This is a genomic window from Nonomuraea sp. N2-4H, from assembly GCF_045291505.1.
Taxonomy (GTDB): domain Bacteria; phylum Actinomycetota; class Actinomycetes; order Streptosporangiales; family Streptosporangiaceae; genus Nonomuraea; species Nonomuraea fastidiosa.
The window spans coordinates 1076237-1098568 of the sequence record NZ_CP147987.1 but is presented as its reverse complement, the minus strand read 5'-3'; the positions used below and the strand labels follow the sequence as shown (position 1 = coordinate 1098568).

The 22332-nt window shown below is 70.9% G+C and carries 18 protein-coding genes, 1 other RNA gene and 1 pseudogene; 8 read left to right on the top strand and 12 right to left on the bottom strand.

What is annotated here, in order from left to right:
* The first annotated feature begins 57 nt into the window (after positions 1-57).
* Positions 58-1005 (top strand): protease inhibitor I9 family protein, encoded by a 948-nt coding sequence (locus WBK31_RS05035; protein ID WP_406674390.1) that lies wholly within the window; start codon positions 58-60, stop codon positions 1003-1005.
* Positions 992-3589, top strand: coding sequence for a septation protein SepH (sepH, locus tag WBK31_RS05030; protein WP_406674389.1), 2598 nt, complete (start codon positions 992-994; stop codon positions 3587-3589). The genes WBK31_RS05035 and sepH overlap by 14 nt, the downstream gene beginning before the upstream one ends.
* Positions 3590-4040: 451 nt before the next feature.
* Here the strand turns inward: sepH and WBK31_RS05025 are convergent, their stop codons facing one another.
* From WBK31_RS05025 to WBK31_RS05015, 3 genes are all read right to left on the bottom strand, one after another.
* On the bottom strand, positions 4041-5513 hold the full coding sequence (locus WBK31_RS05025) for a PH domain-containing protein (RefSeq protein WP_364067230.1): 1473 nt from the start codon (positions 5511-5513) through the stop codon (positions 4041-4043).
* Between the two features lie 371 nt (positions 5514-5884).
* Positions 5885-6406 carry a PH domain-containing protein gene (locus WBK31_RS05020; protein ID WP_364067228.1) on the bottom strand — a complete coding sequence of 174 codons (522 nt, stop codon included), beginning with the start codon at positions 6404-6406 and terminating at the stop codon, positions 5885-5887.
* A 481-nt stretch (positions 6407-6887) separates the two neighbouring features.
* Positions 6888-7274 carry a hypothetical protein gene (locus WBK31_RS05015; protein ID WP_406675580.1) on the bottom strand — a complete coding sequence of 129 codons (387 nt, stop codon included), beginning with the start codon at positions 7272-7274 and terminating at the stop codon, positions 6888-6890.
* On the opposite strand from WBK31_RS05015, the gene WBK31_RS05010 reads away from it, so the two are divergent.
* The 4 genes from WBK31_RS05010 to WBK31_RS04995 all read left to right on the top strand — a co-directional run bounded on the left by WBK31_RS05010 (position 7165) and on the right by WBK31_RS04995 (position 12632).
* A complete protein-coding gene (locus tag WBK31_RS05010) occupies positions 7165-7614 on the top strand; it encodes a YbhB/YbcL family Raf kinase inhibitor-like protein (RefSeq protein WP_406675447.1) in 450 nt (149 codons plus the stop codon). The two genes, WBK31_RS05015 and WBK31_RS05010, sit on opposite strands and share 110 nt — an antisense overlap.
* Before the next feature lie 255 nt (positions 7615-7869).
* Positions 7870-9351 carry a hypothetical protein gene (locus WBK31_RS05005; protein WP_406674388.1) on the top strand — a complete coding sequence of 494 codons (1482 nt, stop codon included), beginning with the start codon at positions 7870-7872 and terminating at the stop codon, positions 9349-9351.
* Positions 9352-9429: 78 nt separating this feature from the next.
* The gene (locus WBK31_RS05000; protein WP_406674387.1) at positions 9430-11715 is read left to right on the top strand and encodes a SulP family inorganic anion transporter; all 2286 of its coding nucleotides are present in this window, start codon (positions 9430-9432) and stop codon (positions 11713-11715) included.
* A 269-nt stretch (positions 11716-11984) separates the two neighbouring features.
* Positions 11985-12632, top strand: coding sequence for a class I SAM-dependent methyltransferase (locus WBK31_RS04995; protein ID WP_406674386.1), 648 nt, complete (start codon positions 11985-11987; stop codon positions 12630-12632).
* Between the two features lie 252 nt (positions 12633-12884).
* Here the strand turns inward: WBK31_RS04995 and WBK31_RS04990 are convergent, their stop codons facing one another.
* The 3 genes from WBK31_RS04990 to WBK31_RS04980 form a co-directional block, all read right to left on the bottom strand.
* Entirely contained in the window at positions 12885-13094 is a 210-nt protein-coding gene (locus WBK31_RS04990; RefSeq protein WP_364067218.1) for a hypothetical protein, read from the bottom strand.
* A 105-nt stretch (positions 13095-13199) separates the two neighbouring features.
* Positions 13200-13400 carry a hypothetical protein gene (locus WBK31_RS04985; RefSeq protein ID WP_364067217.1) on the bottom strand — a complete coding sequence of 67 codons (201 nt, stop codon included), beginning with the start codon at positions 13398-13400 and terminating at the stop codon, positions 13200-13202.
* Entirely contained in the window at positions 13388-13528 is a 141-nt protein-coding gene (locus WBK31_RS04980) for a hypothetical protein (RefSeq protein ID WP_364067215.1), read from the bottom strand. Before WBK31_RS04980 ends, WBK31_RS04985 begins: the two co-directional genes overlap by 13 nt.
* A gap of 611 nt (positions 13529-14139) precedes the next feature.
* Between WBK31_RS04980 and WBK31_RS04975 the strand changes: the two genes are divergently transcribed.
* Entirely contained in the window at positions 14140-14595 is a 456-nt protein-coding gene (locus tag WBK31_RS04975; protein ID WP_364067213.1) for a DUF488 domain-containing protein, read from the top strand.
* Here the strand turns inward: WBK31_RS04975 and WBK31_RS04970 are convergent.
* From WBK31_RS04970 to WBK31_RS04945, 6 genes and pseudogenes are all read right to left on the bottom strand, one after another.
* Complete coding sequence (locus WBK31_RS04970) at positions 14592-15431, bottom strand: hypothetical protein (RefSeq protein ID WP_406674385.1); 840 nt, start codon at positions 15429-15431, stop codon at positions 14592-14594. The two genes, WBK31_RS04975 and WBK31_RS04970, sit on opposite strands and share 4 nt — an antisense overlap.
* 372 nt (positions 15432-15803) lie before the next feature.
* Positions 15804-16924: pseudogene (locus tag WBK31_RS04965) on the bottom strand (IS701 family transposase).
* Positions 16925-17469: 545 nt separating this feature from the next.
* An RNA gene (gene rnpB / locus WBK31_RS04960) (RNase P RNA component class A) lies at positions 17470-17860 on the bottom strand.
* Between the two features lie 99 nt (positions 17861-17959).
* Positions 17960-19234 (bottom strand): bifunctional RNase H/acid phosphatase, encoded by a 1275-nt coding sequence (locus WBK31_RS04955; RefSeq protein ID WP_406674384.1) that lies wholly within the window; start codon positions 19232-19234, stop codon positions 17960-17962.
* The gene (locus WBK31_RS04950; protein WP_364066714.1) at positions 19231-19971 is read right to left on the bottom strand and encodes a C4-type zinc ribbon domain-containing protein; all 741 of its coding nucleotides are present in this window, start codon (positions 19969-19971) and stop codon (positions 19231-19233) included. The genes WBK31_RS04955 and WBK31_RS04950 overlap by 4 nt, the downstream gene beginning before the upstream one ends.
* A gap of 2 nt (positions 19972-19973) precedes the next feature.
* The gene (locus WBK31_RS04945) at positions 19974-20774 is read right to left on the bottom strand and encodes a Nif3-like dinuclear metal center hexameric protein (protein ID WP_364066716.1); all 801 of its coding nucleotides are present in this window, start codon (positions 20772-20774) and stop codon (positions 19974-19976) included.
* A gap of 103 nt (positions 20775-20877) precedes the next feature.
* Here WBK31_RS04945 and WBK31_RS04940 point away from each other — a divergent pair, with 103 nt between their 5' ends.
* A complete protein-coding gene (locus tag WBK31_RS04940) occupies positions 20878-22329 on the top strand; it encodes a flavin-containing monooxygenase (protein WP_378784536.1) in 1452 nt (483 codons plus the stop codon).
* Positions 22330-22332 lie beyond the last annotated feature (3 nt).

Here is a 22332-nt window from a genome sequence, read left to right as displayed (position 1 = left end):
ACGCGACTGCGTGTCCTGATGTTCCTGTGAGCTGCGTGACAGGCACCCTTGTAAATCGTGCCCCGACGACTCGGCCTGCCCTCCGTGTACCTCGCCGCGGCCGTGGCAACGGCAGCCACGACCGCCGTCCCCTTGGCCATGACGCCCGCCTCCGGACTCGCCCTGCGCGAAATGCCGCCAGAGCCCGCCCGCCCCTACGTCGTCACGGCCCGCGACCGCGCGGCCGCGCGCGACCTCGTCGGCGAGGTGCGCTGGCGAGTACGCCGTTACTACACCTCGGCGCTGCCCGGCCTCGCCACCTTCCTGACGCCATCGGAGCTCGCCGAGCTGCGCGCCGACCCGCGCGTGCAGACGATCGAGCCCGATCGCGAGATCCACGCCCTGGCCACCCGCGGACCCGCCCGGCGCGTCCCCGTCAGGAGCGGCGGCGACGGCACCACCGTGTACGTCGTGGACAGCGGCGTCAAGGTCCGCCGCGCCCGGTTCGACGATCGGGCCTGGCGGGCGTTCGACGCCACCGGCGGCACCGGGCGCGACTGCCGGGGCCACGGCACCCGCGTCGCCGCCCGCGCCCACCGCGCCGCGCCCGAAGCCGGCATCGCCTCCGTGCGCGTGCTCGGTTGTGCCGGCACCGGCACCCTGTCCGACCTGCTCGCCGGGCTGGATTGGATACACCGGCACGCCCGCGGCCCCTCCGTCACCGCCCTGTCCATCGACGGTGCCGACTCCCCTGCCCTGAGCAGGGCCGCGCGGTCGCTGTCCCGCTCCGGCATGTTCGTCATAGGAGCCTCCGACACCGGTGCCTGCCAGGTCACCGCCGACGGGCTCGCGTACTCCGCCCGCGCCCCGTACCTGGCCGGAGTCGCCGCCCGCCACCTGGCACTTCATCCCAATTCAGGACCGGCCGCCCTGGCCGACAAGCTCGGCTGCTCGAACGCCCGGGGCGCGATTCGCCAGAACCCTTCGCGGCCGCATAACCTCCTCATGCGCGATGGCGGGCTCTAGAGGAATGGACTCCACAAATGTGATCGGCGTCACATCGCCCTTGGGCTATCCCAGGAAGGCGATGTTCGGACATGCCGGGTACGGTGCTGGCAGGCAACCGGCACACGCGAGAGACTCAAGGGTCCGGGGGAAGAATGGCGACGCTGACGAAGGGACTCGCATGCAGGAGCTCCGACTCGTCGCGGTGAGTGAGGACGGCACTTACCTCGTCCTGGCTACTGCCGGGAGAGGGACACGCTTCACGCTCCCCGTGGACGACCGGCTCCGAGCTGCCGTCCGCGGCAACTTCTCCCGTCTCGGCCAGTACGAGATCGAAGTGGAGAGCCCGTTGCGTCCCAAGGAGATCCAGGCCCGCATCCGCGCCGGAGAGACGGCGGAGGAGATAGCCGCGACCGCCGGGATCCCGGTCGAGCGTGTCCGCTGGTTCGAGGGGCCGGTGCTCCAAGAGCGGGAATACGTCGCCCAGCAGGCGCAGCGGGTCGCCGTACGCATGCCGGGAGAGTCCGCGCCCGGGCCCACGCTCGGTGACCTCGTGGCCGAGCGCCTCACCCGGCGCGGCGTGCCCACCGACGAGATCGACTGGGACAGCGCCAAGCGCGACGACGGCCTGTGGCGGGTCAAGCTCGGCTACGTCTGGAACGGCCACACCCGGCACGCCGAGTGGCTCTTCGACCCGCGCAAGCGTCACGTCACTCCCCACGACGACGAGGCCCTCCGCCTGTCCTCCGCCGACTTCGACCCCGAGCCGCCCGTGGTCGAGGACACCACGGTGACGCCGTTCACGCCGCGCGTAGCCAAGCTGCAGCCGGTGCCGCCGCTGTCGTCCGAGACGCTGCCGTTCCCGTTGCGGCGCGAGCCCGCCGAAGAGCCCGCCGTGGGCTACGACCTGCCCGGACGGCCGGGCGACCGCGACGCGTCCCGCCAGGACCACGCCGAGAGCGGCGCCCGCGACGCCGAGCCCTTCGAGCCGGCCGCCCGCGACACCCCGGGCTCCGACACCCCGGGCTCCGACACCGCCACCCGCGACACCTCGCGCCCCGGGCCCTTCGATCCGGCCGACTTCGACCCCGCTCGGGACACCTCGCGTCCCAGGCCGCTCGACCCTGCCCGCGAGACACCGCGTCCCGGGCCTTTCGACCCGCTGACCCGCGACTCCTCGCGTCACGAGCCGGGCGCCCGCGAGCCGTTCCACCCGCCCACGCGCGACCCGGCACGTCCCGAGTCCGCCCGCGAGACCGGCCACGCCCGCCCCGGCGAGAGCTCGACCCGCCGCGGCGGGTCTTCGCCGTGGCTGCCCGACTTCAGCTCGGGCCGCGACACCGGGCCCTCCATCTACGCTCCGGCCGACCGCGCACCCGGCACAGAGCCCGTCACGCCGCAGCCCTCGCCCGCCGCCGCGTCATCCGGCTCCCCCGCCACCAGCGCACCCGCTCGGCAGGCCACCCCGTCCCAGACTCCCGCCACCACCGCCGAGGGCACCACAGGACAGGCGTCCCAGCCGAGCACCGGCCACACGGCCGTACCGCAGCCCGCCGCCGAGGCGAAGACCACGTCCGAGCCCGAGGCGTCCGCAGCCGTGCCGCAGACCGGCGCTCCTACGGCCGCCACATCGCCGGCGACCACCTCCCCGGCCGCCGCCGAGCGGTCGGGCACGTCTTCGGCGACCGCCGGACAGGACTCTCCTGCGGCGACCACCGCCCAGGCGACCGCACCCGCGTCCGAGGCCCCTGCCGCCGCTTCGGCCACCGAGCAGCCGGCCGCCGGCGCCGAGGGAACGGCCACCGTACCCGAGACGGGCGCGACGACGACCGTGGCCGAGACGGGTGCGACGGCCGAGGCCACCACCGTCGCCGCCGGGTCCGCCGGCGACGTCCAGGCCGGTGCCGAGGTCAAGGCGGAGACCACCGCCGACGTCCAGGCCGGTGCCGAGGTCAAGGCCGAGGCCACCGCCGATGTCCAGACCGGCGCCGAGGCCGCGAGCGCCGTCTCTCAGCCTGAAGCCGCCGCTCAACCCGAAGCCACGGCCGCCACCGGCACCGCCGAGCCCGCGACCGCCGAGCCCGCGACCGCCGAGCCCGCGACCGCCGAGGCCGGGGACGGGGACGGCGCGGAGACGGACAAGGCCCAGGACGCGGCCGCCGACGCCGCTGCGGCGAAGGCCGAGCCCTCCGCCGCCGAAGCGGACGTGGCCACAGCGGCCGAGCCCGCGAAGGCCGAGCAGGAGCAGCCCTCTTCCGCGGAGGAGCCGGCCGCGTCCGGCGAGGCGGCGGTCCCCGTGCCCGCACCGGCTCAGGAGCAGCCGGCGGCCGCCGCCGAGCAGGCCGAAGCCGGCCGCGAGGAGAAGGCGCCCGAGCCTGCCCCGGAGCCGAAGCCGCGTCCCGCGCCCAAGCCGAAGCCCGCCCCTCCGGCGGTCCCTGCGGCCCGGACGGGCAAGGACGACGGCAAGGAGGCGCCGGCCGTCCCGGTGCCGGCACCCACGCCCGCGCCCGCGCCGAAGCCCGCTGGGCGTCGCAAGTCGCGTGGCCGCCGCGCGTCCGTGCCGACGTGGGACGAGATCATGTTCGGCGCCCGCCGCCAGGACTGACCCACCGGAGCCCACCGCCCCGCTCGTCGCCGGGAAGCGTTCATCAGGCAAGGGGAAACCCTCCCGCTACGGCCTGCGCACGCTTCCGCCGGCGAACGCCGCCATCGCCACGGCCCTTGGCCTTGCGTGCCCACACCCGGCAGACCACCCACTGAGCACGCAGCGCGCACACCGAGCCCGCACCGGTGCGCCGAAGGCCACCCCTAGCGCCGCATGCGGCGAGGTGCGCTTCTCACCAGTGCCTGCCGCACTGCCACCGCAACCGCCCCAGTCAGTGGTCAGGTCGGGGCCGCTGCGTCCGTCGGGACCTCCAGGGCAGCGTCCGTCGAGACCTCCGGGGCAGCGCCGAAGCCAGCGCGGCCCTTGAGAGCCCGTACGCGGCAGCCCAGATCGCGTCGCCGCCCCGGAACCGGCCGCGTTCACCCCCTCGTACGGCCACGCGCACCTGCCGTCAGCGGTTCCGGTCGAGGAAGGGGGCGAGCCATTCCGGGGTGACCTCGCCGGCGAAGCCGACCGCCTGATCCATCGACACGTCCACGGCCGAATAGCCGCCCTTTCCCGCCCCGGCGCCGGCGATCAGCGTGAGCACCCCGGCGCGGCGCTGGAACCAGGTCTGGCGCAGCCGCCAGCCCACCACCGCGCGGCGTTCGACCACCGCCTGGGCGCGGCGCAGCGACCCGGATCGCACGGAGAGCCGCCGGCCGTCGTAGCCGTGCCCGAGCGAGGCGTACCTGTCGAGGCCGAGCGGGACACCGGCGACGGCGAGCAGGGCGGTCAGGACGAGGAGGATCCACCAGATCATCGCCCCGGTGAACCAGACGCCGGCCGCGCTCGCCAGGGCCGCCACCGCCCACGGGGCGATCGCGCGGAACAGGCGGCGCTGCCGCGCCACCGGCGGATGTTCCCGCAGGTCGCCTCGGTAGGGGCCGATGGCGTCTCCGGTGACCTGGAAGGCGACATCGCGCGGCACGTCGGGCAGGAGCTGTCCGCGCGTCTCCGAGTCGCCGAGCCCGGTCACGATGGCCCAGACGCGTACGACGTCCGCCCAGCGTTCGGCCAGGCCGTCCACGATCTCGTAGCCGCGTACGCGCTGGAACTCCAGCGACACGCTGCGCCGGTTGACCAGCCCGCGCTCGGCCACCAGGTAGCCGTCGCGGCGCTTGAGGCGGAAGTCCCAGTTGAAGACGGCGTACATGAGGCCGCCCGCGAACGGCATCGCCAGCACGAGCAGCACCGCGACGGCGAGCAGCAGGTACGGGTGCTCCCACAGCCACTGCCCCACGCTCCAGGCGGCGTCCCGGCCGAAGCCCAGCTCGTCGCCCCACTGGAACGCCAGCCCCACGACACCGCCCGCGAAGGCGAACGGGGTCAGCAGGTACGCGCCGGACAGCGGCCCGTACAGCAGCCACTTGCGGGGCACGCTGATGATCGTACGTTCGGCGGGCGGTGCGGGCTCGTGCGCCTGAGCCTGGACGCCGCCGGGGACGGGCGCGGCCGTGTGGCGCAGGAGCACGGCCTTCAGGCGTTCCGCCTCTTCGAGGGTGACGCCGGCGAGCTTGGCCTCCTCCTCGTCGCCGCTCGCCCCCGTGTCGATCTTGACTACGGCCAGGCCGAGCAGCCGGTGCATGGGCGGAGTGCTGACGTCGACGCCGCGGATGCGTTCCAGGGGGATGGTGCGGATGGAGCGGCTGATCAGGGAGCGCTTGGTCTCCAGGCGGTCGCCGACGATCTCGTACGTGAACGTGGCCCACTTGACGACCGAGAACACCACGGCCGCGATGACGCCCGTCGCCGCGAAGGCGTACGACCTGGCCGAGAAGCCGCCGACGAACAGCACGCCCACCAGCGGGAGGAGGAGGGAGGGGAGCGTGCGTACGGGGTCGATGAGCAGCACTTTGGGGCTGAGCCGCTGCGCCACCCGCACCGGCCCCTCCCACGGCCCCCGCCCATGGCCCTGCCCCGGATACGGCCCGCCGCCTTGCCCCGGATACGGCCCGCCGCCCGCGCTCGGATACGGCCCGCCCGGCCCATGCGGTGGCGGCGGCACACCGGGATGACCTCCGGCTCCAGAAGGTGGTGGCGGCGGCACACCGGGACGACCTCCGGCTCCAGGAGGCGGCGGGGGCGGCACGGCGGGCCTGCCGCTGGCGCCGGGAGGCGGAGGCGGCGGCCCGACCGGGTGGCTCGGGGCACCGGGGTGCGGTGGCGGCGGTCCCGCGGGACGGCTCTCGGCATCAGGTGCCGGCGGTTCCGTGCCGTCCCTCGGGTCGTCGTCCGGGGCGGGGTGGGGGCCGGTCATGTGGCGTCGTCCCGGAGTTGTTCGGCCCGGTGCGCGAGCTGTTCGGCGAGCCGGGCCGCCACGTGGAAGTCGAGGCCCTGGATGGTGGACGAGCCGGCGTGTGAGGCCGTGCGGATCTCCAGGGTCGCCAGCCCGAGCATGCGCTCGAACCATCCTTGCCCCTTGTCGACCGTCTGGATGCGGCTCACGGGCACGAACACCCACTCCCTGGTCAGGAACCCCGACCTGGCGTAGACGACGTCGCCTGACAGCTCCCAGCGGTGCACGGCGTACCGTACGAACGGCTCGGCCGCCAGGAACGGCAGGACGACGACCGCCACCGCGAGCGGCGGCAGCCACGGCGAGGCGGCGAGCCAGTCGGGCACCCACGGCCACCCGCTCCCGCCGACCCACGTCGACACCAGCAGCGCGCCGCCCACGAAGAAGACCAAGGCGACCAGGGATTCGAGCAGCCACAGCCGGATGGCCTTGGGCGAGACGCGGTTCGCCGGATCCCGCAGCGGGCCTGTTGACGTCACAAGCCCAGCTTAGGGTGCGAACCGGGCAGGAGATCGGCTCGCATGCCCGTTGTCCACCGGCCTCCCCGCCCGGGCTCGGCGTGTCGGTTCGGCGGGCGGCCGGGGCGATGCCATGCTCGGTGGCGGCCGGCCGCAGGCTGTCGAGCCTGGCCACGTCGGCGGCGGCCACGTTCGTGCCAGCCAGGCCCGGCAAGCGCGTGACCGCACCACTGCGCGATCGCCTCACGCAACGTGGCCAGCCGCCGTCCGGAAACCCCGATGATCGCGCAGCGAAGCGGCTCCGTTACCCTTACGTACGAGCTGGCACACCTGGTTTTTCGGCCGTTATCCACCCCGACACCAATGTCGCCTTTACGGTGGTCAACGGGCTATCTTCCGGTCATCCGACGAAAAGGCGAATGCGCAGGTAAGAGGGCTTTCGTCACTCCAACCCCCGCATTCCCAGGAGGCCTCTCGTACCCCTCTCATGTGGCCAACTTCACTACCCGGATGCCGTCAATACGGCCGTTTTCGGATCCTTTACCGAGCACGGACCATCGAGAAACGGTCTGCGCACCGCCGCAAGCCGCGTAGCATCGTCCGGCATGGGGCTGTGTACCACGGCATCACGCGTGCGACGCGTCGCCGCCATCGTGACGGCGATGGGTGTCGCGTTCGCCTCGGCAGGTTGCGGCAGCCTCGGCTTCATCGGCAGATCCCAGGCGAAGGACATCGCGGAGATCAACGTCACGAGTCCTGAGCTGCGCGAGGGCAAGCCGCTGCCTCGCGAATACTCCTGCAAGGGCGACCAGGGCAGCCCGCCGCTGCGCTGGTCGAGCCAGCCGCTGTCCGAGGCGAGGTCGATCGCGATCGTGGTCGACAGCCACACCGGGTCAGACTCGGCCGTGCACTGGGTGATCTACAACATCCCGGCGACCACGACCGAGCTGGGCCCCAACGCCGCAGCCGACCCGCCGGAAGGCTCCGGCCAGGCGAAGGTGACCAGCGGTCGCGAGGGCTACGAGCCGCCCTGCGAAGAGAAGGCCGGCGTACCGGTTCACCGTCTACACGCTGAACGACAGGGTCGAGCTCGACGAGGGCCCGGAGCTTCCGCAGATCCTGAAAGAGATCGCCGGCAAGACCATCGCCCGCGGACGACTGACGGCGGTGGGCATCGAGTGAGACCCCGAACACGACATGTAGTGCCGGTGTACCAATTCTTCACGTAGGGTGTGACAACTCTCATACCGGTCCGACACAATCAGATCCAATCGTTAGGCACTGGTGATCAAAGGGGGCAGATCGCGTCGATGGCCGCGCGATCTCACCGGTGCCAGAGAGAGGCCATGGCTTTGAGGGTGGTGCAATGATCGCGGTCGTAGTGAGCTTGGTCGCTGTCGTGCTCCTCGTGCTCGTCGTCGTGGCACTGGGCATGCGTTCGATGAACCGCAGGGAGAGCTCGCTTCCCCGAACGGCTGAAGGAGATGGCCGAGAAGGAGGAGAAGACCAAGACGCGCTCCACGGACGAGTTCGCCAAGCACGAACCGCGCATGGCCAACTTCAGCCCCGATTTCAGCCCGATCGACGCGCCGAAGCAGAAGCCGGTGCGCACCGGGCAGCGTGGCCGTCGTGGCGTCGACGAGTGGGGCAACCCGGTCAACGACGACGATGACGAGGAGTTTTGGGCCAGCATCCGCAGTGAGGCGGAAGAAGGCGGTTTCGGTGCAGGGGGCACCGTCGCCGCCAGGAAGGCATCCTCCTCCTCTCGTTCCGCCGACCGCCACTCAGAGCGCACCTCCGAGCGTCACTCCGAGCGCGAGCAGCGCCCCGCCGCCCAGGCCGACAGGCCCGCGCGCCCCTCCGGACGACCCGGCGAGCGCCCCGCCAAGCGTTCCTCGCGCTCGGCCAGGCCGCAGCCCGCCACCGCCTCCGCCGACCCCGACGCGACCACCGTTCAGGCCCCCCTCCCCCAGCGCCAGCCCTCTTCTCAGCGCCAGTCCTCCTCTCAGCGCCAGCCCGCCGCCGGCCTCGCCGACCTCGTCGAGCCGCAAAAGCGCGTCCCCAGCAAGGCCGAGCTCGCCGAGCAGCGCACCGTGACGTTCGCCGCGCCGACCTCCGACGTCATGAGCATCCTCGGCCCGGGCGCCCAGCCGGTGCCCGCCCCCACGCCCCCTGAGCCCCCCACCAGGCCGGCGCCGGTCGCCTCCAGCGGCGTCTCGTCGAGCCAGTCCGCCACCGGCGGCTCCTACGGCGCGAGCAGCACGACCAGTGGCTCCTACCCCGCCACCCCGGCGGCGACGGGGAGCGGCTCGTTCCCGGCGGTCAGCCCCACCTCCAGCGGCAGCTTCCCCGCCGCGCCCGCCGCGCCCGCCGCGCCCGCCGCGCCCGCCGCGCCCGTCCACGGCGCGCCGACGAGCGACCCGTTCCCCGCGTACGGCGGCACGCCCGACCCGCTCGACACCGGCTACGGCAGCACCTCCAGGCCGGCGGCGAGCACCACGTCCGGCTCGTGGCCCGCCTCACCCTCACCCGACATCCTCGACGACCCCGCGCCGAGCAGCGGCACGTCCTACGGCGGTGCCACCTCCTGGCCGGGGTTCGAGCAGCCCGCGGCCCGCTCGTCCTACCCCGCCACGTACGAGGTGAGTTCCGGCTACGCCGTGGCCGACGACTCCGACCCGCTGACCGGTCCCTCCCCCGCCACCGGCACCCCGACCGTGCCCGGCCGGGCGGTCTCCAACTACGACGTGCTCTCCGCGCCGACGCCGCCTCCCGCGCAGCCTGCGTCGCCGTTCGCGATGGGCGCGTACGAGACGGGCGACATCACCACCAGCCCCGCCTCCGCCTCATGGCCCGAGCCTCCGGCCCCGGAGAGCGGCCGCTCCTCCTACAGCAGGGGGCGCAGAAGCGGCAGCCACCGCAGGGCGGCCCCTGACCAGGATCTTCCCCACGATTACTATCGGTGATCTTTCGTACCCATTAATCCGTAAAACCAGCGTGACGCCCCCCTAAAGCAGGGGAGACGGAGCAATAGGGTTTGCTCCATGTTCCGCGACACGAAGAGTAGCTGGCTGAGCACCCTCCGACATGACGTGCCGGCCTCGCTCGTGGTTTTCCTCGTCGCGGTGCCCCTGTCCCTGGGCATCGCGATGGCCTCGGGGGCGCCTCTCGTCGCCGGTCTGATCGCCGCGGTGGTCGGCGGCATCGTTGCGGGCGCTCTGGGCGGATCCGCGGTACAGGTGAGCGGCCCGGCCGCGGGCCTGTCGCTGGTGGTCGTGGATCTCGTGCACACCTACGGCTGGCGGGCCACCTGCATGATCACCCTGCTGGCGGGGGTCGTGCAGCTCGTGCTGGGGGTGTTCAAGGCGGCCAGGGCGGCGCTGGTGGTCTCGCCCGCGGTCATCCACGGCATGCTGGCCGCCGTCGGCGTGATCATCGCGCTCGCGCAGCTGCACATCGTGCTCGGCGGCAGCTCCCAGCGTTCGGCCGTGGCCAACCTGGTGGAGCTGCCCGGCCAGATCGCGAACCTGCACGGACACAAGGCCGCGGTCGGCGTGCTCACGATCCTGGTGCTGGCCCTGTGGACGCGGCTGCCCAGACGGATCCAGGTGGTGCCCGCGCCGCTGGCGGCGCTGTTCGCGGCGGCGGTCACGGCGTGGGCGTTCGGCTGGGACGTGACACGGGTCGATCTGTCCGACAGCGTGGCGGAGTGGGCGTTCCCGGTGCTGCCGCAGGGCGACTGGCACCTGGTGGTGGGCGCGGTGCTGCTGGTGGCGCTGCTCGCGGGCTGCGAGTCGCTGCTGTGCTGCGTGGCCGTGGACGGCATGCACACCGGCCGCAGGGCCGACCTCGACCAGGAGCTGACCGGTCAGGGCGTGGCCAACATGGTCACCGGCGCGCTCGGCGGGCTGCCGGTCGCCGGGGTGATCGTGCGCAGCAGCGCGAACGTGCAGGCGGGCGGGCGCACCCGGTGGTCGGCGATCCTGCACGGGGTGTGGGTGCTGGTGTTCGCGTTCGGCTTCGGCTGGACGATCACGCTGATCCCGCTGGAGGCGCTCGCGGCGCTGCTGGTCTTCATCGGCGTCCAGATGGTGAACCTCGGCCACGTCAAGAAGGTGCACGGGCACGGCGAGGTGCCGGTGTACGTGGTGACGATGGTCACGGTCATCCTGCTCGGGCTGGCCGAGGGCGTGCTGGCGGGGCTGGCGCTGGCCGCGCTGCTGGCGCTGCGCCGCCTCACCATGCTGACGGTGCTCAAGCGTGAGGACCGCGACGGGCGGCTGCGGGTGACGATCTCGGGGTCGCTGACGTTCCTCGGCGTGCCGAGGCTGACGCATGAGCTGCGGGCCATCCCCGCGGGCTCCCATGTGGACCTCGATCTGAACATCGACTTCATGGACAACGCCGCCTTCGAGGCCCTGCACTCCTGGCGCCTCGACCACGAGCGCATGGGCGGCACCGTGGACATCGACGAGCTCCACGACGAGTGGTACACGCTGGCCGCGAGCGGCGGCCGCACGCTGCCGAAGAAGTCGCCGCTGAAGGCGCCCGACCGGTCGTGGCTGCCGTGGGCGCACCGGCGCCGCACCACCGCCACGCCGCCCGACAGCACTGGTGCCGAGTGCCAGCTCACCGCGGGGGCGCGCGAGTTCCACCGGCGTACGGCGCCGCTCGTCCGCCCGATCTTCACCGAGCTGGCGCGCAAGCAGCAGCCCTCGCACCTGTTCATCACCTGCGCCGACTCCAGGATCGTGCCCAGCCTGATCACCGCGAGCGGGCCCGGCGACCTGTTCACCGTGCGCAACATCGGCAACCTCGTCCCGCGCAGGGGCGCGGAGCCGCACGACGACTCGGTGGTGGCCGCCATCGAGTACGCCACGCAGGTGCTCAACGTCCGCACCATCACCGTCTGCGGGCACTCGGGCTGCGGGGCGATGGCGGGGCTCCTGAGCGCCGGCGTGCAGGCGGGCAGCCTGCCGGGGCTGCGCCGGTGGCTGCGGCACGGATACCACAGCCTGGCCACGTTCATCGAGCGCGAGGGCGACCGGCTGCACAGCGGGGCACTGGACGTGCTGTGCCGGGTGAACGTGCAGCAGCAGCTCGAGAACCTGCGCACGTACCGGAAGGTCGACGAGCAGGTCAGGGCGGGCAAGCTGGAGCTGGTCGGGCTGTACTTCGATATCAGCTCGGCGCGCGTCCACATGGTGCCGCCGCTGCGGCCCGCCACGCCGTACGTGGGCGGGCCCGCCCGCGAGATCGTGACCGCCGAGCACGCGACGACCCGCGTTCTAGGTAATTCTCCACAGACCGGGCACGCCGGGCGGGGTTAGGGTCGCGGTGCCGGCGAGGCCCGCCCCGTTGCCCACGGCGTTCCTCGCGACGCCGGTCCCGGCTCCCAGGGGCCGGAGGGGCTGAGGCGGCCGCTGTTGGGTGGCAGGGCGGCCGCCTCCGCCCCAGTAGGGCGACCGTCCCCGCTCCGGCAGAGCGACCGTCACCACACCGGCAGGGCGGCCGCCTCCGCCCGGTAGGGCGACCGTCTCCACACCGGCAGGGCGACCGTCCCCGCCCCGCCTCGGCGCGTACGAGGCATGCTGTACATATGGTCAACACGTCTCGTGCCGAGTTCCAGCATCCCCGCTTCGCGCAGGCTTACATCCGGGCGTCCGAGCTGGCCGACCGGCGCGGCGCGTACGAGCACCGCCGCCGCCTGCTTGCCGGCCTCCAGGGGCGGGTGATCGAGATCGGCGCGGGCAACGGCCGCGACTTCCCCCACTACCCGCCAGCCGTCACGGAGGTGGTGGCGGTGGAGCCGGACGACACGTTGCGCGCCCACGCGGCCGAGCAGGCGCGCTCGGCACCGGTGCCGGTGTCCGTGGTGCCCGGCCACGCGGGCGCGCTCCCGGCCGGTGACGGCACGATGGACGCCGCCGTCGTCTCGCTCGTCCTGTGCTCGGTGCCGGAGCAGCGGAGCGCGCTGGCGGAGATCGTCCGGGTGCTCGCCCCCGGCGGCCGCCTCCACTTCTACGAGCACGTACGCTCCCCGCGCCGCCCGATCGCCCTGCTTCAGGATCTGATCACCCCCGCCTGGCACCGCGCGGCCGGCGGCTGCCACCCCAACCGCGACACGCTGGCGGAGATCGAGCGCGCCGGCTTCGAGGTGGTGTGGATCGACCGCTTCCCCTTCGCGCCGAACCCCCCGGTGCCGCCGCTCACCCACATCCTCGGCGCCGCTGTACTGAAGCGCTGACGCTGTTCAGCGCACCTTGCGGAAGAACCGCCGCATGTCGTCCATGAGGAGGTCGGGGGCTTCATGCGCGGCGAAGGGGCTGCCCCGGTCGTAGACGTTGAGACGATCTTCTTGTGGTCGCGCTCGGCGAACGTCCTTATCGACTGGTAGTCCCAGGCGAAGCCGGCCAATTCGAGCGGCACGGTGGTCGGCTCAGGCACGCGGGTCCCCCGGCCGTTGGTCTTCAGCCGGGCGGGTGACGTCGCCGCGTCCTCATAGTAGAGCCGAGCGGCCGAGGCCGCGGTGTTGGTCGGCGAGCGGGTGCGCGAGGCTCTGCAGCTCGGTGGGCTGGAACTTGTCGTACGCGCCCCGGTTCTCGGTGAACCACTTGGCGAAGTCGAGCTTGCCGCGCTCCTCCTCGGTGAGCCGGTCCATCTGCCCTGGGGTGCCAGAGGGGAACGAGAAGACCTGCGTCACGTGCATGTCGGCGACTTGCTCGAGGTCGGCGCGGCCCACCTTGGGGGCGAGACCAGAGAGCCCACGTCGTTGCCCGCCGCGCCGTAACGGTCGTAGCACCGAGCCTGCGCATCAGCTCGGCCCAGGCGCAGCGATGCGGTGCCTGTCCCAGCCGTGTTCGCGGGTGGGGCCTGAGAGGGAGAAGCCCGGCAGCGACGGGATGACCAGGCGGAAGGCATCCACCAGGTCGCCGCCGTGGGCGCGGAGACGCAGAGCGTCCTCGCCGCCGCTTGCCGCGACCACGAGCACCTGCGCTTCGACTACTGCAGCCACGACGGCTCGGCGAGCCGGCGGGAGGTGTAGCCGTACCGGCTGGTCACCTGGGGGCGGCGGTGATACCTCGTGTGGCCTACGACGTCGAACGGGCCGCCTGACGGACGTTCCGCGTCGACCGCCTCCACCCGCGCACCCCGTCCCCCGCGAGCTGCCGAGGAGGCCGTGGACCAGGTGCGCGGGGCTTGTCATCGGCCGCCTGGCGCTATCGTGCCGCGTGGTCGTGCACGCACCGACCGAGCAGATCGCCGAACGCATCACCGCCGCCATCGGCACGGTCACCCCTCTGGACGCCGACCGCTGTGTGCTGGAGACGGGCGCGGACACCCTGAGTCGCTCGCCGTCCACCTCGGCTTGCTCGGCGCCGACTTCACCGTCACGGAACCCGCGGACCTGGTCGCGTACATACACACCATGACCGCCCGCTACGCCCACGCCACGACGCCGACCGGGTAGGCCCTGCACCCGGCCGATCACCGTGACCGACCTCAAGGGTTTCGGCGTGGAGAGCGCTGAGGATCAATGCAGCGTTCAAGGAAGCGACGTCATCATGAACGCTCGACACAGACTGCACCGCACCGACCTGCAGGGGCCACTTCGATGGCACACGCACCGTTCGCCTATTCTTTGACAGCTTCGGCGCATTATCCCTGGACATCTCATACCTGAGATCGATGATCGGATAGGTATGGCAGGGTCTACGAGCGGACCGAACCGCCCGTGTGAAAGGCTATGGAGCGTGAGCATCAACGAACGGAGCGGAGTCATCGGCCTCGGGTATGAAGGGCGTGATATCGATGCCTTCGTCCGTGAGGTGGTCGAGATTGGCTTGGCATACTTGGTTGACGTTCGCCTCAATCCCATCTCGCGCAAACCGGGCTTCAGCAAGAGACGTCTGTCTGAAGCACTGTCCGAGTGCGACATCAGCTATATCCACATGCCACAGCTCGGCAATCCGAAGTGGAATCGAGCAGGATTTGGTGTAGGGGGCGCAGAGCTTGCTCACGCGATAGCCGCATACGCCGAGGAAATCAACTCGCCAGAGGCGAATGACGCTATCGATGACATCGTGACGATGGCGCAGAAGGGCCTGACGGGCGTGCTGTGCTTCGAGGCCAGTCAAGGCAGATGCCATCGGCAGGTGGTACTTGACCACGTGAACGCTCGGCTAGGCGCTCTTCCAGCCTCGTTCTAGCGGCGGGGATAGAAGGCCCCTAGAACACTGAACACATGCTGCCGTTTCGCTTGATTGCCTACGAAGAAGACGGTGTCGCGGTCTGTAGCGCAAATTTTCTCAAGCCAGCGCTTTCGCAGCTCCTGCTTGGCAGCGGTGTCGTCAAGCTCGCCGAGACGGCGCTGGTGGGCGACGAACTCCCAGTCGAGTACGCCTTGGCGGTGGCCCTTACAACTCCGAGTGTGACACCGGTAGCGATACCACGCCTTGAAGCGGGGAGCCTCAAGGGCTGTACGAGGACCGCTGTCGAAGAGCGACTCCTGCCGAAGGTAGGCATCGATTTTCGCCTGTTCCTCCGGCGTCCAGCCAGGATGCGGCTCAATGTCCAGGCCGTCTATCTGGCGGGGATGTATGGCCGCTAGCGAGCGCGCGGGCGGGTTGGAGCGGACTGCGTCGAGAAGGTCGCACATGGAACCCTCCACATGGTCAGCCACCCAGGGAAGGCGCTTTGCCCAACCGCCAAGGTGGCCTACCTTCTGGAGCGTCGGCATGATGGGCCGCCAACTCTCGTAGCGAGGATCTGCCAGCGCAGGCTTGGCATCGACAGTCACTATGTCGTACTTCTGGAATGCGTTTGGATCCTCAAGAGCACGAAAGTTGATCGGATACAGCCGCACCCATTGATTTTTCTCAAGATCCAGGCGCAATGCGGCAACACAGACAGTTTCGCCGTAAGCCTGCGATGGATTCGGCGCCGCCTTGACCACAATCAAGAGCTTCAACCGTTCCGGACGGTTGCCTTGTGGCTTGCGGGTAGGGGCATCAGGATCCGGTGCAAAAAGTGACTGCTGTGTCACGCATTACCTCCTCATGCACTGGCCTGCCCGCACAGTTTGGACCGTTACAGAAGCACTCCGTTACATGCATAAGTCAACAGCCGGCCGATGTCACTAGGCCAGTTACGACCGCCTTTTGCATGCGAACTCATGGTCGGTAATGGCAGCGCGCAGTCGGGCGTCTAGTACTCCAGCCGCATTTAGTGATCGATGATTCGTCGCTGTCGCTGGTAATGGCAGCGGCGGGCGCGGGCTTGATGCCGACGTCGCCACTGTGACCAGCGGATTCGATGACTGGCAGGGTGCCGGGGCTGGGCAAGATGAGCATGCAGACGCCGGATCTCGTTGACGGTAAGCGGGATCAGCTCGCCGGAATCGTCACCGTTCGCACCCTCAAGCTGTGATCGTCCCTGTCGGCAGGGCCCCCTGTGTGGCCAGGCCCGAGAAAGCCTCGCCCTGCTGAGCGCCCGTTGCGCCGGGTGGGCCGGCGGCGAGGAAAGCCAGGTGAGCGTGAGCGACCATGGCCAACGTGACGTGCCGATACCAGGCCAGGTGCTTGCGGACCTGGTAATGGTCCAGGCCGACCTCGTTCTTGGTGGCCTGGAAGCATTCCTCCACGCTCCACCGCGATCCCGCCACTCGCACCAGCTCCGGCAGCGCGACCGGGCCGGTGGCCCAGCAGGTGTAGAACGCCAGCTCGCCGGAATCAGTGATGGAGCGGCGGGCCAGCAGCCACTCGGCCGGGCCGAGCGGGATCCACGCCCAGTCGTAGTAGCGGTGGCCCTTGGCACCCTGGCCGCAGGAGTAACGCTGCCACGCCTGCTCCTCCAGCGCGGCGAAGACCTCATCGGCACGCATCTTCCGGCCGGCCAGCACGATCGGGTGGTCACAGGAGACAGCGAACACGTAGCTCAAACCCCGGCTGCGGCACCGCTCACGCAACACGGGGTTGTCGCCGTAGCCCTCATCCGCGGTGAGCCAGGCGAAGGTGAGCAGCGGATCGTCGGCGGCCCGCTCGATCATCCTCCAGGCCAGCTCCGGTTTGGTCGCGAACTCCACCTGCTCCGGGATGCCGGCGTCGGTGCGCCGCTCGGGTGCGGTGAACCAGGAAGCGGGCAGATACAGTTCCCGGTCGATCAGCACCCGTTGCCGGCCGGGTGCAGGTAGGAGGCGAACACTCCGACCTGACAGTTGGTGATCTTTCCGGCCGTGCCGGTGTACTGGCGCTGCACCCCGGCCGAGCGGCGGCCCTTCTTCTCGAACCCGGTGTCGTCGACCACCAGCACCCCGTCCAGGCACCCGAGCCGCTCGGCGACCTGGGCCCGCAGTGCATCCCGGACCGCATCGACGTCCCAGCGGGCGTGGTTGAGCAGTCGTTGCATCCCGTCGGGTGTCGCGTCTCCGGCGAACTCGGCCAGGGACCAGCCGTTCTTGCGTTCCAGCGAACTCAGCAGGCCCAGCAGGTAACCACGCGCTCTGATCCGCGGCTCACGCCGGCCGAAGAACGGTGCCACTACCTGCGCGAACAGGTCATCGAACGCATCGGCCCATACACGCGGGTCGATTTCGGCTACCGTGGCTGCCACGGCCACCGCCGATCATCTGGATTCCACACACCCACATGATCACTGCGGTGGCCGTCTCACGTCTCAGCCTCGACCAGATCGAGATCTCGAAGTGCGGCTGGAGTACTAGTCGGTTCGACATCAGACCAGGATGTCTCTCGCTTGTGGCGCGAAGATCCTTGACCGTCGATGCCGCATCTCCTGCGAAGATACGCAGAAGCGCCGCTCCCTCCACGGCACCAGCGCCTCACAAGTCCGGGCAGAGGACGTCAAACGGCGAACGCTTCAAACGCGTTGTCGCGAACGCCGTGAGGCAAGTTCATCTGATGCGGCTACTGCAATGCCGACGTTCTCAAGCCTGCGGTCCCGCGGCGAAGCACGGGAGGCAAATGTCACTGAGCAGCAGACTTCCAGCGAGTGCGTCCCCGATGCGTCCACTGAGAGCTTTTATGGCGACGGCTGAGGCTTTCGCCGCAGGTCAGGGGAAGAGGTGAGGGACGAGTCGGCCTGTAGGCCGGGTTCTGTCCTTCTTGCGAAGGGGCGGCCATCCATCTAGGACCGCCGTTGCCGGCGGCCTCAAGCGGTCTACCCGCGCGACTCGGGCGGGCAGCCCTCAAGCGTCGCGCGCGGGACACCCCGAAGGGAGTCCCTTCTTGACCTTGCTCCGGGTGGGGTTTACCGAGCCGCCTGCGTCACCGCAGGCGCTGGTGGTCTCTTACACCACCCTTTCACCCTTACCTTCCGGCCGAGACCGGGAGGCGGTCTGCTTTCTGTGGCACTTTCCCGCGGGTCACCCCGGGTCGGTGTTACCGACCACCCTGCCCTGTGGAGCCCGGACCTTCCTCGGCGGGCCCGGAGGCCCGACGCGGCCGCCCGGCCGACTCGTCTGCAGGAGGGTATCAAACCCTCGGTCATCCCCCGTCAACGGCGAGATCTGATCGCTCATGCCCGGGGCCGTGCCCACGAACCCGGCCCCGGGCGATGTCAGCGGAGGTGGGCCGTGTCGTTGAAACTCTTCACCACGGCGGGGCCGTCGGCGTAGTACTCGATCAGCGACAGGCACGCCAGGTCGAGGTGCATGCGGTAGATGCCCTGCAGGGGTGCTGTGAGCGCGTCCTGAAGGAGCAGCTTGATCGGCGTGACGTGGGAGACCGCGAGCACGGTGCGGCCTTCGTACCGCTCGATCAGGCGCTCCCTGGCCGCCTGCACGCGGCGGGAGGTCTCGGCGAAGCTCTCGCCACCGGGCGGGGCCACATCGGGGTCGGAGAGCCAGGCGTTCAGCTCGGCGGGCCAGCGGCGCTGCACCTCCGTGAACGTGTGCCCCTCCCACGCGCCGAAGTCGGCCTCCCGGAGGTCGTCCCAGACCTCCACGTCGAGGCCGGTCCGCTGGGCGACCGCCTGCGCGGTCTGGCGGGCGCGCTTCAGCGGCGAGGAGACGATGACATCCAGCCGGTACGGCTCCCGCGCCAGCCGCTCGGCCGCCGCCGACGCCTGGGCCAGGCCGTTGGCCGTCAGCTCGGCGTCGCCGCGACCGGAGAAGCGGCGTTCGACGGACAGCTCGGTCTCGCCGTGGCGCAGCAGGAGCAGCGAGGTGGCGACGCGGGTGGGCGGGGCCCAGCCGGTGCCGGTGCCCGCACCCGTACGCCTGGCCGTCGTCTGCTGGGCTGTGGCGACCGAGGCCGTGGGGGCGGACAGCTCGGCGATGTCGCCCGCGTCGAGGAGGTCGGTCTGCTTCGGCACGGACGGCGCCGCCGTACCCGACACTCCCGCCGAATCGGACGCGCCCGCCGGAGCGGACTCCCCCGCCCCACCGGACGCGGCGCCGCCCGCCTTCCACGCCAGGCCCTGGGCGGCGGCGTCCATGGCCTCGTTGGCCAGGCGGTCGGCGTGCTGGTTGCGCTCGCGCGGGATCCAGGTCCACTCGGTCACCCGCAGCCGCCTGACCAGCGAGCCCGCCTCGGCCGCCAGCGGGCGCAGGCCCTCGTTCTTGATCTTCCAGCGGCCCGCCATCTGCTCGATGACAAGCTTGGAGTCCATGCGTACGGCCACCTGCGCGCCCTCGCCGCCCAGGTCGAGCGCGGCGCGCAGGCCGGCGATCAGCCCGCGGTATTCGGCGACGTTGTTGGTCGTGACGCCGATCGCCTCCGCCGCCTCCGCCAGGACCTGCCCGTCGGAGGCGTCTTTGACGACCGCGCCGTAACCGGCCGGACCCGGGTTGCCGCGCGAGCCGCCGTCGGCCTCGATGACGTAGGAGGTCACAGGCCCGACTCTGCGGTACGGACGAGGATGCGGCGGCACTCCTCGCACCGGAGCACCTCGTCGTGGGGGGCGGCCTTGATGGCGTTCATCTCGGCGATGGACAGCGCCACCTTGCAGCCCTGGCACCGGCCGCCGCGCAGCATGGCCGCGCCGACGCCGTACTGCTCCCTGAGCTTCTCGTAGAGCTTGAGCAGGTCGGCGGGGATGTCGCCGGCGACGGTCGTGCGGCGGCCCTGGACCTCGGCCACCTCCTTCTCGATCTCGGCGAGCGCGGCGTCGCGGCGCTCCTCGGCGGCCGACAGCTCGGCGCGGACCTCGTCGCGCTTGGCGATCAGGTCGGTCACCTTGGTGTCGGCGGCCTCGCGGCGTTCCATGATCTCAAGAACGACCTCTTCCAGGTCGCCCTGCCGCTTGTGGAGCGAGGCGATCTCGGACTGCAGGCTCGCGAGGTCGCGCGGCGAGGTGACGGCCCCGGAGTCGAGGCGCTTCTGGTCGCGCTCTGCGCGGGTGCGTACGGCATCGACGTCGCTTTCGGCCTTGGCCTGCTCGCGCGCCAGGTCGCCCGCCTCGGTCTCGGCCTCGATCACCTGGGTGACGAGCCTGGCGTACAGCTTGGAGCGCTCGTCGATCTCGGCCAGCTCGGGCAAGGTGCGGCGGCGGTGTGCCAGCCGATCAAGCGTGGTGTCGAGCTCTGCCAGGTCGAGCAGTCGCTTCTGTGCCTCAGGGGCTGCTTTCATGATCAATATCCTCTTGTCCAAGCATCGGTGACCGTGGCGGAGACACGCGTTTCAACGTTAACGCCACTCTCGCGCAGGATGGACGCCGCGCTGTCGAGCCAGGGCCACTCGGTCGCCCAGTGCGCGGCGTCGATCAGCGCAGGGCCGCCCGCCTCAACGAACTCGCTGGCCGGGTGATGGCGGAGATCGGCGGTGAGGAAGACGTCGACGCCGGCGGCCCTGGCCGCGCCGAGCAGGGAGTCGCCCGCTCCCCCGCTGACCGCGACGCGCCGCACGGGACGTGTGGGGTCGCCGGCCACGCGGATACCCCACGACGTGCGCGGCAGGCCCTTGGCCACGCGCTCGGCGAACTCCTCCAGCGTCGTCTCCTCGGGCGGCTCGCCGATGCGGCCGAGCCCGCGCCACGGGTCGTCGGGGAACGGCTGGAGCGGCACGAGGTCTCCGGTCAGCCCGACCGCCCTGGCGAGGGCGTCGGAGACGCCGGGGTTGGCCACGTCGGCGTTGGTGTGGGCGGTGTAGAGGGCGATGTCGTTCTTGATCAGAGTGTGGACGAGGCGGCCCTTGGGCGTGGTGGTGGCCACGGTGGTGGTGCCGCGCAGGTAGAGAGGGTGGTGGGTGACGATCAGGTCGGCGCCCCACTCCAGCGCCTCGTCGGCCACGGCGGCGACCGGGTCGACCGCGAACAGCACCCGCCGCACCTCCTGCGCCGGATCTCCGCTGACCAGCCCCACCGCGTCCCACGACTCGGCCCGGGCGGGCGGATAGGCCGCCTCGAGCACTCCGATCACGTCATTCAACGTCACAGCAGCCACCTGCGCAGACTACCGGTACGCGGGAGATCGAGGGGTGTCGCGGCGGCGGCGTTCGGCGTAATGTAAGTGAATCCTGACTTGCGGAGGGACGGGCATGGCGCCACGCGTCGCGATCATCGGAGCGGGTTTCGGCGGGCTGTGCATGGCGATCCGGCTGGAGAAGGCCGGGATCCGCACGTACAGCGTCTTCGAGAAGGCGGACGATCTCGGCGGGACGTGGCGGGACAACACCTATCCCGGGGCGGGGTGCGACATTCCCTCGCATCTGTACTCGTACTCATTCGAGAAGTACACGAGCTGGACGCGGCGCTACCCCGAGCAGCCGGAAATCCTCGGCTACCTCCACCATTGCGCCGATAAATACGGCGTCAGGCGGAAAATCCGCTTACGGACGGAGGTACGGCGGGCGGTCTTCGAGGGCGGCGCCTGGCACGTCACCACGTCGTCCGCCGACGGCGCGCGTACGGAGACGTTCGACGTGGTCGTCATGGCGGTGGGACAGCTCAACCGGCCTCGTCTGCCGGACATTTCCGGCATAGAGGACTTCGAGGGGGTCTCCTTCCACTCGGCCCGCTGGAACCACGACCACGATCTCACCGGCAGGCGCGTCGCGGTGATCGGCACCGGTTCGTCGGCGGCCCAGCTCGTGCCGCGGGTCGCGGAGCGGGCCGCGCACCTCTACCTCTTCCAGCGCACGCCCAACTGGGTGATCCCCAAGCCGGACGCCGTGTTCGGGCCGGTCGCGCGGCTGGCGTTCCGGTTCGTGCCGGGGTTGCAGCGGGCGTACCGCGAGTGGATCTACCGTTACGCCGAGGGCACCCTCTATCCGGCGCTGGCGCGGGGCTGGAGCGAGGGGCTGCTCAGGCAGCGGGCGCTGCGCCACCTGCGCGATCAGGTGCCCGACCCCGGGCTGCGGGCCAAGCTCACGCCCGACTATCCGCCCGGCTGCAAGCGGGTGATCATCGACAGTTCCTTCTATCCGGCGCTGAGCAGGCCCAACGTGTCGCTGGTGACCGATCCCATCGCGCGCATCACCCCCAAGGGGGTCGAGACCGGTGCGGGCACGTACGAGGTGGACACCATCGTGTACGCCACCGGCTTCAAGAGCACCGAGTTCCTGACGCCGATGGAGGTGATCGGGCGCGAGGGGCGCTCGCTGCACGAGCGGTGGAAGGACGGCGCCGAGGCGTATCTCGGCATCTCCGTGCCGGGCTTTCCGAACCTCTTCATGCTGTACGGGCCCAACACCAACCTCGGGCACAACTCCATCGTCTTCATGATCGAGTGCCAGGTGGCGCACATCATGGCGTGCCTGCCGTACCTCGGCAGGTCAGGGCCCATCGAGGTGCGGCCGGAGGCGATGGCGGCCTGGCGGCGGCAGCTCGACGCGGCCATGAGCAGGATGGTGTGGGGCGCGGGCTGCCGGAGCTGGTACAAGACGGCCGACGGGCGCGTGACGAACAACTGGCCTGGGCCCACCACGCTCTACCGCAGGCTGACGGCCAGGCCGCCGGAGCCCGCGTACCAGCCCGTCGGAGCAGGGTAGGAG

Bases quoted from the DNA above. Each gene is read 5' to 3' on its own strand.
- WBK31_RS05005 (WP_406674388.1), top strand. From the start codon at position 7,870: ATGGCCGAGAAGGAGGAGAAGACCAAGACGCGCTCCACGGACGAGTTC.
- WBK31_RS04950 (WP_364066714.1), bottom strand. From the start codon at position 19,971: ATGAAAGCAGCCCCTGAGGCACAGAAGCGACTGCTCGACCTGGCAGAG.
- WBK31_RS05000 (WP_406674387.1), top strand. From the start codon at position 9,430: ATGTTCCGCGACACGAAGAGTAGCTGGCTGAGCACCCTCCGACATGAC.
- sepH (WP_406674389.1), top strand. From the start codon at position 992: ATGGCGGGCTCTAGAGGAATGGACTCCACAAATGTGATCGGCGTCACA.
- WBK31_RS04940 (WP_378784536.1), top strand. From the start codon at position 20,878: ATGGCGCCACGCGTCGCGATCATCGGAGCGGGTTTCGGCGGGCTGTGC.
- WBK31_RS04990 (WP_364067218.1), bottom strand. From the start codon at position 13,094: ATGCACGTGACGCAGGTCTTCTCGTTCCCCTCTGGCACCCCAGGGCAG.
- WBK31_RS04995 (WP_406674386.1), top strand. From the start codon at position 11,985: ATGGTCAACACGTCTCGTGCCGAGTTCCAGCATCCCCGCTTCGCGCAG.